The organism is Acinetobacter lactucae, assembly GCF_013344765.1.
In the GTDB taxonomy this organism is placed as follows: domain Bacteria; phylum Pseudomonadota; class Gammaproteobacteria; order Pseudomonadales; family Moraxellaceae; genus Acinetobacter; species Acinetobacter lactucae_A.
Window position 1 is genome coordinate 1 of the sequence record NZ_JABVBF010000125.1, and the last position, 10,608, is coordinate 10,608.

The following is a 10,608-nucleotide window of genomic DNA, read 5'->3' on the forward strand; positions in this document are numbered from 1 at the left end:
CATGAGCAAGGTTCTAATACTTGTTGCAGCAACAATTGTAGAAACTAGCAATGATAAGTTATCTGACTATTATTCACCACATACAATTGTCTTATAAAATAACCGCCCAAACTCACATGTTCTAAAAGATAGATTTGAATTGTTGATTCCCATCATTGCAGAGTCAATTTTTTGCTCTAATAAACCCAAGTTCAACAAGGCTTGTTTTATCAAAATAATTTGACATGAACTCTTACCACTATAGATTTCCTGTAACCCTCCTAAAAGTAGACTATCTAACTGTTTAATAATATGAATATTTTGGTCAAACATATATTTAATAGATTCTGGTGCATGGCCTTCTTCAAGCAGACTTATGTGCACTTTTGTTGCACGTGCAACCATATTTACTTGAACTTCCTTTTCCAAGTTTTCTATTACACTTAATATTTCTTCACCTAAATCTTCATTCCTTTTATCTGCTATAACACTCTTAAATTTTTCAAATTCATCAGATGAAAAATTTGTTAGAAATGCTGTAACCCTTTTTGCAAATCTTTTGTTCCTAAATGTACTACAAGCTTCTGATAGAGAAAAAATACTACCGACAACAGGAATATCTTTGACTAAACCTTCAGGTACAAGAAAGGTGTCAATAACAACTTCTAATAATTCTGCTCCAGCTTTTAAAGAATCTTTATCTACACTCATAATTTATAAATATTCCATTGTTAATTAACACAGTATCTAATTTCCATTTTTAAGAATGGTATTATAAATAGAAATTGTTGAAATAATACCCTCACCCCATCCCCCTCAAAAACACCTCAACTACTCTCTCATCAAGCTCAACCAAACTTAAACGCTGAATAATTACGCCTTCGATTAAATATAAAAATAGTTTGGCATCGGTAAAGGAAACATCTGCGTTAAGCGCTCTAAGCTGGCTATATATTTCATTAGTCAGCCATGTTCTATATCGCACGGCGGTTTGGTAGGCTTTTGGATGAGTCAGTTTTGTTTCAAAAATGGCTTTAAATAATAAGTAATACAGCCCGTCTAGGTCTACATGTAAAAGATAAAGCTTTTTGAGTTTATCGGCTGCGTTTGTGTCATGGTCGTATTCAACTACTGAAACCACTTTTTCTTTTAAGCGCTCTTTTTGCACAATCAAACAGATTTCTATCAGCCTTTCTTTAGAGTGAAAGTAGTTATAAAAAGTTGCTTTGGTAACTTCACACTCTTTCACAAGTTTGTCGATACCGACCAGATGAAACCCGTTGTAGTGAAATAACTCAATTGATTTATTTACGACTTTTAATGCACGTGTTGAGAGAACTATTTTTGGCATACTTTTACCGTTATAAAATTATTGTTGTATATAAATGAGATATAAAAACCGCTGCCTTTGGGAGAAAAAAGGCATAGCAAAGCCATAAAGACTGTGCGCAGCACATCTCAAGTTTTAGTTGTCTAAGTTTTAAGTAATAACGAGCTAAAGCCTGAAAAAGCCTTACGGCGATCAAGCTGCGTTAAATGTTTTAAGCTGTGTTGTTATAGCTTTTGGCAATGGCTGCCAAGAAATAATGGATGTGCAAAGCCAACTCCTTATATATGGAGTTCTGCCAGAGCCTAAGAATTATGGTGGCAGAACGGAAGTGGGTTCGCAGACTGGTTTCGACATCCAGCACACCCGTGGGTGTCCCACTCCCGTCCTACCGCTACGGGAGGGAACGAGATGTGCGCACAAAACTATTCCTCAGAAGAAATAATCCTGATGCGGTCGAAAATTCGGTCTGCGAGAACCGGCTGGCAATGTAGGCCAGCCCGCAAATGGTAATCTCCAATATTTGAAGTGTCAATGTGAAATTGGCTATAAAATATTTAAATAGTTATTATTTTTCATTCAATTACATAATTAAGGAAATTCTTAATTATTATTTACAATTCGCTTTTAGATCATTAAGTTAAAGTTTAAAATTTTAGAAAGTTAAGTTTTAAATTGTCTCCTCTCAACTAAACATGAATACATAAAAAGAGACACTACTGTTATTAAGAGATGTTTTTATGAGTGGCTATCCAGTATAAAATTATGACTTAAGCGACCCATCTCACAAATTAGGCCCTGTCATATACATAAAGTATCAAGAGCAAAAAATGACTCAAAATAAAGTTGAATTAGCAGAGAAATTGTCAAAAGAATCGCATCAAAGTCAAAAGTATGGTCCTCATGATTACTTTGATTACCATATTAAAGGCGTAGTCAATTCACTCATTGAGCATCGATTTTCAGAAGTCTATATTATTACAGCCCTTCTACACGATAGTGTTGAAGACACTCCTCTTACGCTAGACAAAATCGAAAGTTTATTTGGAAAAGAAGTCCGTGATGCCGTTGATGCATTAACTAAACGAGAAGATGAAACACGCGAAGAATATTTAATTCGTTGTAGTTCGAATCCGATCGCTCGAGTTGTGAAACTTCATGATGCAGCTTTTAATGCGCATAACTCACATAAAGACAATAATCACTCACGTGTAGATTATTATCTTCAAACCATGTTAATTGTTTCAACGGCGCAAGATAGGTTGGACTGAAAAGGTCAAATTCGCTAGGTTTATAAAATATAAGACGATCAATTTGATCTTGTAACGAAATCAAATTCACCCTGAAAAAGGACTCTTGCTCTAGCTAACATTCATCATTTTGTGCATATATTTGCTCAATCCTATTTAACATTCTTAAGAATTGAGCAAACTTTTGCTCATTTATGATCTACGGCGAACCTATCTCAAGGTTAAATACGCCCAACTTCTAAATATGGAATCAGGTTTTTATCAAAATGTGGTCTTGGGTCGCCCTCATAACTAATAAAACCATGCATTCCTGTTAAACGCTCACCTTTATAAAACTGGTTTAACTGATAACGTGGGTCTTTATGGGAAAGCGTAAAGCTCACCACACCAACGCCCTGCTGTTTTGACTTGTTATAGGCATCTTCAAGCATTTTATGATGCAAAGCCAAATCTTCTGGATGGCACATAAGCGTATGTAACACATGGTACTGAATAGAGTCACCGAGTTTAGGCAAACGCATGCCTTTAGTGATTGGAGTCAGCAGGTTATAAACGGGTCTAAGCACACCTATAGCCGAACTATAATTTAGAATCTTGGTTTGCTTAATACTATGCTGATCCCACAAGCCAAACATGCCCACCAGTTTTTCGCCTCTAAAGTAAAGTGAAAAGTCCGATAGTTTCATTCCAGAAAAATACTGATGACCTTGGGCCAGTTCTTCAAAGTTATAGGCTGGAATAAAATTATAAAATTCGGCCATGTCGCTAATAAACTGATTCATGGCTGGTACATGCTTAACTTCAGCGACACAGCTACGAATCTCTTGAAGATGACTCTGTTTAGAAGTCTGCTTTAGAAAAGCCATGATTTTCTGTTTTGCGCCAGTGCTCGTCAGGCTAAGTGTTTCGATAAGTCCTTCATCATAATAATCGGGCATTCCCGTTTTGCCTGTTTGAATGGCTGCCCGCGCCGCGTGGTTATCATCAAAAATAATCATTTGGCTAAAGTTCGGTTCATGCATAGTTTGTTTTACATGCTTTGCCAAAACCTTCACCAGTGATTTACCCCGATAGTTGTGGTCTACCCGTAAATCACCCGCGTATCGTAAGTTCTCAACTTTCCGATCGACATAGCACGGACGGTAACCGTTGCTATAACAAGCGAGCTTCTTTTGACTCTCGGTATCTTCAATCACGACATGCAGTTTATGCCGATAGACAATGTCGGAGGCTCTAAAGTAACTAGGTTCGCGCTGAAAGCTAATTTGTATGCCTTTAGTGGTCATCGGTACGGCGATTAACTCTCGTAAAGCCTGATCATCTGCCAAAGTTGCTTCACGGGTAACGAGCGTATTGTCAGCAAGTGGTGGATTTGTTTTATTCATTATTCACCTATTGTGCGGTCTGTATAGGAACCAAACTGTTTAAACGACCCATTTGGTCGAGTAGCTGATAGACATATACCACTTCGTCTTGATCATTGACTGTTTTTTGGGTTTGTACATCAAGTAACTTCTGCTCTGTATTGAGTAAATCAAAAGTAGTTTTGGTACCGACATCAAACTCTTTACGTGTGTAGACAAACGCAATAGATGCTGCCTCTATGGCATTTGCCAGTGCTTCTTTATTTTGTCGAATAGTTTGAAGCTGCGCATAAGTCGTGCGTGTACGTTTATTCAAATCTAATTCAAGACTTCGCGTTTTTTGGTTAGCCAGTTCTATATCGGCCTGCGCTTTTTTAACATTGGCCCGATTTAAACCATCGTCATAGAGCGGTACATTGAGTTGCACCCCAACCATATAGTTATTACTTTCGGAGCCAATATAGCTTGCTTCATCCTGTTTTCCAGCACGGCTAGTCAGCATGACCGTTGGCCAGAGTTCACGTTTAGTTAAAGCATATTGTTTCTCGGCAGCCTGTTTTTCGTATTTGCTACGCATTAAAGCTGGATGGTTCTTGGTTTGAGCCAAAATTTCATCTAAGTTAGCCGGAATAGCGGGTAGTTGTTTAATCGTGACAAGGTTGTCAGGCGTTACACCTGTCACTTGGTAAAACTGTGCTTCGCTTACTGTCAGATTAGATTGAGCCTGTGTAATATCGGCTTGGCCTTGCGCGACTTGAGCCAACACCTGAGCCAAGTCTGCGCGAGTAATCATACCCACGTCAAAACGGCGCTTTGACTCATATAAAGACCGTTGCAGATTCGCCATGGTCTTTTGTCTAAGTTCTAAAATCGCTTTCTTTTTTAATACGTCGGTATAGACCATCACGGTATTTAAAATGGTTTCCGATCGTTGATCTGACAAACCTTGGTTTTGGGCAGAAAGCTGACTTTCGGCAACATCAATTCCTAAACGGTGTCGCCCAGAAGTATAAATCGGATAATCTGCCTGCAATTGCAAACTTCGGCCTTTACGGTTTCCTTCAGTTGGAAAAAGGACGTGTGAAGGCGTATCTATTCTTTCATAGTCCAGTTGCCCGACTAAATTGACTTTAAGTCCATCGCGCTGTCTAGCTTGTTCAAGCATTGCGGTGGACTGGTTCACGCTTAAACGGCTGACTTCAAGCTGACTTTCATGTCTTAAACTGGCAGACAATGCCTCGTCTAAAGTCATCGCTTGTACATTCGACACCAACAACACGCCTAAATACAAGGCGTGTCGAAGTGTTAAAAACCGAGTATTAAATGGCTTCATCCCTTTCATAGTTGTTCCAAACTATTGAGGGTGACTTTCTTGAGTGGCTCAGGTTTGATATTGCCTTCGATAATGCCATCAAACATCACCAATTTCTTATACGCATTCCAGCCATTATTGGCTTGGCGAATTTGTGGCTGGTCAAGCTGCCCCAAGTTTCGTGCAAGTTCGTAATGGAAGTTTTGACGCAAGATACTGTCGATATATTCGTTGTTAATGCTCTGGTGAATTTCGCCTTCAAAAAGCACGCAATAAAATGGTTTCTCTTGTTGTTGAGTATCAATCGCCAGTAAAGAAATTGCTTTCGATTCGGTTTCATTTAACTGAGTCAACAACTGTTGGGCTGTTTCAGGCGCAAGTTTCTCACCGACCAAATCTACACCAAAACGGCGGCCTTGGAACTCAAAACACGGAATTTGCTCGATAAAGCCTGTAACTCGTAAGCAATCATCCAGACAGTAGCGTAGCAAGCCATTACCCGAAGTAATCAGTGGACTCACCACGTCGCCTTTTTTAAGCTGCCACGACGGAATGATTTGACCCTGTTTTTCACCTTCTAAATATTCAAATTCATAGAAGTGACTTTGATACGCTAGCGGGTATTGGTCGTTATAAGGAATCGTGACTACACCTTCCGTCGCCCATAACCCTTTGCCTTCAAACTGAACACTGGGTAATTTCTCTTTTAATTTTTCGGCCCAAGCTTTTGAACCTGCGGTGTCCCAACTCGATACCAGACTTAATTTTGGCCATAGCTGTTTGAAGTCGATCTGCTCACCGTTTGAACTTGAAATTAAGGCTTGAGCACTTTCAGGGCTATGCGGCGCAGTCACTTCTTTCAAGGAAGCTTGACGATTGCCCCATTTGCCACTGTTAAGCACCTCAATCACATCTTGTTGCAATAGCTCCAAACGCTCAAGTAATTGCAGCGCAAAAGTCGGACTCCACACTGAAATCATGGCTAAATTACGGTTTGCGACCAAATAACAAATGGTGGCAAAGAGTGCGTCATCGGCATTGGCTGCAAATGCAACATTACTTGGAACCGCTTGGGTAAACTTAGATAAAATTCGCTTACCAACACCGAGTAGCGCACTATCATCATTTAGGTTTTTATCTTTTAAAACTTCACGCTGACTTTCAGGCAACCATGACACCGACCAATAATGCGTACCTGAACTGAGCTGTGGGCATTTACGGTATAAACTCGCCATCCACGGCGCAATCGCATGGTCAAGTTCATCTAAAAACAGCTTGGTGTATGGAATAAACTTGATTTGTTCACTCGAACCACTGGTCGGCTGGAAACGAACCAGTTTACTGCTAGACAGTGAAAGCTTTTGTTCACGGTAACGTTGAATGTCTTCTCGCCACGCGCCGTAACGTGTCGCAGGAAATGATTTTACAAACTGCTCATAGTTTTGAACTTTCTTATCTTTAGCAAAGGTAGAGGTCTGTAATATCGAATGCAAAATTTGACGTTGCGTGGTCTCTAAGGCATTAAACTGTTTTTGAAAATTACGGTCAGATGCATCACACCATTTTTTTAAAATCAGATGTGAACCTGAGGTTAGCCATTTGTTAGCTTTCATTGGATGGCCTCTCTACGTTTTGTTTTATGGGTTACACAAGCTTCAAATTTTCCTTTACTGGTCGGTTTGGTCATCAGCTTTACAGGGAAACGAGCAATATCTTTCCAGCCTAATCGACCAATACATGGCAGTTCTGTGCCTGCTTTCCATGTCGGATTCATCTGCTCAAAGAAATGAATATTTGGGTTCTTCTCTCTCATTTCGGCAGTAATCGGCGCAACTTCACCTTTTAATGGTTGATAGTCATCACCAAAGTTGAGTAAGCCAGCTTCACGGTCGTAGTATTCACCAAAGAACTTTTCACAGTAGTGCTCGACAACTTCTGAAAGGTGTTGGTTTTCATCTTTAATGTTTGGGTAATACACATAGTAGTTATTGGCAAGTAAGAGATAAGTTTTATAGCCTTTAGAAATCAGTAACCAATAGAGTTCATTAAAAGGATATTTGATTCGAAGCTTAATCATGAGTTTGAGCATGGTACTTTGCAGACTACGCGTGCCCCAAAACTTCTTCAAAATGACAGTATCACCGCTAAATAATACGGTGTAGTCTTTACCATTTAAGTAGAAGTGCTGCACCACAACAGTTGAGAAACCGACAATTTCATCTGTTTCAGAGTCAAAAATTAAGATCGCACCACTTTTATTTTTAAAATCATCTACGAAAATAGAAAATCTGGTATTTTCATAATACTGTTCGTAAATGGAATACATCACTTTTAGTCGATCAGTATCGATTTGCTCTTTTTCAAAATATTGCCCATAAGTTACGCTTTTCAGGTTCAATTTTGAAATCAGTTTATATGTTGTATTAATCATAATACTTTAATCTCCCACATCCAGATCTGTGAGTTCCCCTCGCTCATACGGCGATATTAGAAACTCGTATTCATGTTCTTTTTCTATGAAGGGATACGTTTTGATATGCCCTCTTGTTTTTCATTCTTTGAAAGCTGCCTTTATTTTTTAAATATCTACATATTCATTTTCTTCCCCCGATCCATAAAGATAGTTAAAAAGGCGGTCACAAACATGATGATTGCGAGCATGCGCAATAAGTCATTAAAACTCGATGTCAGTGCCTGAAAATGAATGTCACGATAGATCACACTCAGCGCGATTTGCTGTGCATTTGAGCCAACTTCCTGATATTGCGCCGTGAGCTGGTCGAGTCTTTCCATGAAGATCCAGTTTTGCGGTGTCATCGACTGATTGATCTGGGTGACATGTAGCGCGGTTAGCCAATCCAATGATGAGTTAATCAGTGCTAGTCCGACCGCTCCGCCGATATTACGCATAAGGTTATAAATACCGCTGGCATCGGCCACTTTACTGAGTGGCAAAGTGCTCATAGCCAAATGCGAAACCACAATAAGGCAAATCATAAGACCAATACCACGATAAATTTGCGGCCAGAACATAAAGTCATAATCGCTGTGAATGCTGAGATGCGAATTGAGCCAAACACCAAAGCCAGCCAGAACCATTCCGACAAATACGGTTTTTCGGGTATCGAAGTTAGGAATAAGCCAAGCAAGGAACGGCGCAAAACAGAACATGACAATACCTGTCACCATCATGACGTGACCAATTTGGCTACTGTTCATTTCACGAACTTGCCCAAGAAACACAGGAATCATGTAACCCAAGCCATAGAGCGCCATACCAATTACAAAAGTGGTGATAGCACTAAGCGTAAAGTTTTTATTCTTAAATACTGTTAAATCAAGCAAAGGTTTAGGCTGGGTAAAGCTTCTAGAGAAGAAAATCATGCCACCCACAATACAGATCATAAAAGCAATACGAACGCCTGTGTCAGCAAGCCAGTCATGTCGTGCACCTTCATCGAGGAAATATTCAAGCCCACCCAAAAACATCGCCATACCAATGAGGCTGAACCAATCCATGCTTTTAATGAGTGAATAGTTCGCACGGTCGATATTTGGACCTGAGTAGATCACTGTAGCAATGATAATGCCCGGAATAATATTGATCAGGAACATCCAGTGCCATGAGAAGTTATTGGTGAGCCAGCCACCAATGGTTGGGCCAATCGCAGGCCCTAAAGTACTGATCATTCCAAACATCACCAAAGGCAATGAACGTTTTGCTTCAGGGAAAAGTAGATACAATGCGGTCATGGAAGTCGGAATCATTCCACCGCCCATAAAACCTTGAATGCCACGAAAAACCAGTAAACTCTCTAAGTTCCATGCCAATGCACAAAGTAAAGAACTCACCGTAAAACCAATTGCACAGATGGTGTAATATACCCGTGTTGAAAGCACCCGCGAGACAATACTCGACATTGGAATTGCAATAATCTCGGCAATTAAATAAACCGTTTGTACCCAAGTGACTTCATAACGACTTGCACTCATGCCAGCTTGAACTTCATTTAGAGAACTCGCCACAATCTGAATATCAAGAATCGCCATGAAGTTGCCAAAAATCATGGCAGCAAAAATTGCCCAAGCCGTCTTTGCTGGAAACTTCCACTCATCGTCAATATGCTTATTCATTTATTATTACCTAAAAATTTTATTATTAAGTTCTTAGGTCAACGGTGGCACTCACCGACATTCCGGGTTTTATAAGATCGATATGCGGGCTTGAATCTATAGCAATACGTACAGGAATACGTTGGACAACCTTATTAAAGTTGCCTGTGGCATTGTCTGGTGGCATGAGTGAAAAAGTTGCGCCTGATGCTGGTGAAAAGCTCTCAATTTTTCCGCTATAAGTTAGGCTTGGATAGGCATCAAGTTTTAATTTAACTTTCTGACCAATATGCATTTTTTCAATTTGGGTTTCTTTGAAGTTCGCTTGTACATACAAACTATTTTCAGGAATAATCGCCATTAAACGAGTTTGCGGAGAAACACGTGATCCTTTCTGTATTGCAAGGCTGCCGATTTTACCACTTACAGGACTTACCACTTTTGATGATGCAAGATCGACTTGATAAAGATTTAAGTTTGCATTGGCACTTTGAATATCTGCCAGAAGCTGTGCTCGACTAGCCTGTAAACTGCCTAACTGAGCTTCTGCAGCATTTACGGCAGCTTGTGCTTTGCTGAGTTGTGCCTGAGCCGTTAAATATTGAGACTGAATCCCTTCAAAGTTTTGGCGGGTAATCACACCATCCTTTAATAAATCTTGATAACGTTCAAAATCTTTTCTTAAACGAGTTAAATCAGCTTGTGCTGCCACTACACCACTATTTGCTTCACTAATTGAAGACTGAGCAGACTTTTCATTTTGTTGTTGTACACCAAGCGCCGCCTCTTTTAAGGTAACCACAGAACGGGCCTGATCATAACGAGCTTGATAGTCACGATGGTCTAATATAGCTAAAGTTTCCCCTTGCTTTACAAACTGATTATCATTAATTAATAACTCCATCACTTCGCCTGAAATCTTTGGCATTACCCAAGTGACATCGGCTTGCACATAAGCATTATCAGTAGACTGATAAAATCGGTATACAAAAAAATAATATACGATACCAGCAACTAAAAATAACAGCAGGATACTAAAAACACCCCAAGTTATTTTCTTTCGACTTTGGAAATTAGTATCAGTTTCTAGCTGAGCTACGTTATCCATATTTATTCCGCTTATTTGTAATGTTCAATTTTTTATTTAAGCCAATAAAATTATTGGTTTCATTTTTACGTAACTTTTCACTTGGTTTTATTAAATGAATCGTGACAGCGTAAAATTTGGTGCAAATTATGGTTCTTAATTTAATTAAATATCAT

Annotated in this window: 9 protein-coding genes; 1 reads left to right on the top strand and 8 read right to left on the bottom strand. The window is 39.4% G+C overall.

Features of this window, described 5'->3' with window-relative positions; genetic code table 11:
• Positions 1–69: 69 nt before the first annotated feature.
• Together HUN22_RS12420 and HUN22_RS12425 are read right to left on the bottom strand one after the other, a co-directional pair.
• Positions 70–690: a hypothetical protein gene (locus HUN22_RS12420; protein ID WP_174729793.1), complete on the bottom strand. Its 621-nt coding sequence runs from the start codon at positions 688–690 to the stop codon at positions 70–72.
• Between the two features lie 91 nt (positions 691–781).
• A complete protein-coding gene (locus tag HUN22_RS12425; RefSeq protein ID WP_174729796.1) occupies positions 782–1,330 on the bottom strand; it encodes a TetR/AcrR family transcriptional regulator in 549 nt (182 codons plus the stop codon).
• An 806-nt stretch (positions 1,331–2,136) separates the two neighbouring features.
• Here HUN22_RS12425 and HUN22_RS12430 point away from each other — a divergent pair.
• The gene (locus tag HUN22_RS12430) at positions 2,137–2,577 is read left to right on the top strand and encodes an HD domain-containing protein (protein WP_174729799.1); all 441 of its coding nucleotides are present in this window, start codon (positions 2,137–2,139) and stop codon (positions 2,575–2,577) included.
• 200 nt (positions 2,578–2,777) lie between these two features.
• On the opposite strand, the gene HUN22_RS12435 is transcribed toward HUN22_RS12430, so the two are convergent.
• The 6 genes from HUN22_RS12435 to HUN22_RS12460 form a co-directional block, all read right to left on the bottom strand.
• Positions 2,778–3,941 carry a hypothetical protein gene (locus HUN22_RS12435; RefSeq protein WP_174729802.1) on the bottom strand — a complete coding sequence of 388 codons (1,164 nt, stop codon included), beginning with the start codon at positions 3,939–3,941 and terminating at the stop codon, positions 2,778–2,780.
• A 7-nt stretch (positions 3,942–3,948) separates the two neighbouring features.
• Entirely contained in the window at positions 3,949–5,262 is a 1,314-nt protein-coding gene (locus HUN22_RS12440) for a TolC family protein (protein ID WP_217488165.1), read from the bottom strand.
• Positions 5,259–6,845 (bottom strand): GH3 family domain-containing protein, encoded by a 1,587-nt coding sequence (locus HUN22_RS12445; protein ID WP_174729804.1) that lies wholly within the window; start codon positions 6,843–6,845, stop codon positions 5,259–5,261. Before HUN22_RS12445 ends, HUN22_RS12440 begins: the two co-directional genes overlap by 4 nt.
• A complete protein-coding gene (locus HUN22_RS12450; RefSeq protein ID WP_174729814.1) occupies positions 6,842–7,630 on the bottom strand; it encodes a hypothetical protein in 789 nt (262 codons plus the stop codon). The genes HUN22_RS12445 and HUN22_RS12450 overlap by 4 nt, the downstream gene beginning before the upstream one ends.
• A gap of 188 nt (positions 7,631–7,818) precedes the next feature.
• Positions 7,819–9,366, bottom strand: coding sequence for a DHA2 family efflux MFS transporter permease subunit (locus HUN22_RS12455; protein WP_174729806.1), 1,548 nt, complete (start codon positions 9,364–9,366; stop codon positions 7,819–7,821).
• 25 nt (positions 9,367–9,391) lie between these two features.
• Positions 9,392–10,453, bottom strand: coding sequence for an HlyD family secretion protein (locus HUN22_RS12460; protein ID WP_174729809.1), 1,062 nt, complete (start codon positions 10,451–10,453; stop codon positions 9,392–9,394).
• Positions 10,454–10,608 lie beyond the last annotated feature (155 nt).

Excerpts from the sequence above, each read along its gene's own strand:
- HUN22_RS12445 (WP_174729804.1), bottom strand. The coding sequence starts at position 6,845 with ATGAAAGCTAACAAATGGCTAACCTCAGGTTCACATCTGATTTTAAAA.
- HUN22_RS12420 (WP_174729793.1), bottom strand. The coding sequence starts at position 690 with ATGAGTGTAGATAAAGATTCTTTAAAAGCTGGAGCAGAATTATTAGAA.
- HUN22_RS12460 (WP_174729809.1), bottom strand. The coding sequence starts at position 10,453 with ATGGATAACGTAGCTCAGCTAGAAACTGATACTAATTTCCAAAGTCGA.
- HUN22_RS12435 (WP_174729802.1), bottom strand. The coding sequence starts at position 3,941 with ATGAATAAAACAAATCCACCACTTGCTGACAATACGCTCGTTACCCGT.
- HUN22_RS12425 (WP_174729796.1), bottom strand. The coding sequence starts at position 1,330 with ATGCCAAAAATAGTTCTCTCAACACGTGCATTAAAAGTCGTAAATAAA.
- HUN22_RS12455 (WP_174729806.1), bottom strand. The coding sequence starts at position 9,366 with ATGAATAAGCATATTGACGATGAGTGGAAGTTTCCAGCAAAGACGGCT.
- HUN22_RS12440 (WP_217488165.1), bottom strand. The coding sequence starts at position 5,262 with ATGAAAGGGATGAAGCCATTTAATACTCGGTTTTTAACACTTCGACAC.
- HUN22_RS12430 (WP_174729799.1), top strand. The coding sequence starts at position 2,137 with ATGACTCAAAATAAAGTTGAATTAGCAGAGAAATTGTCAAAAGAATCG.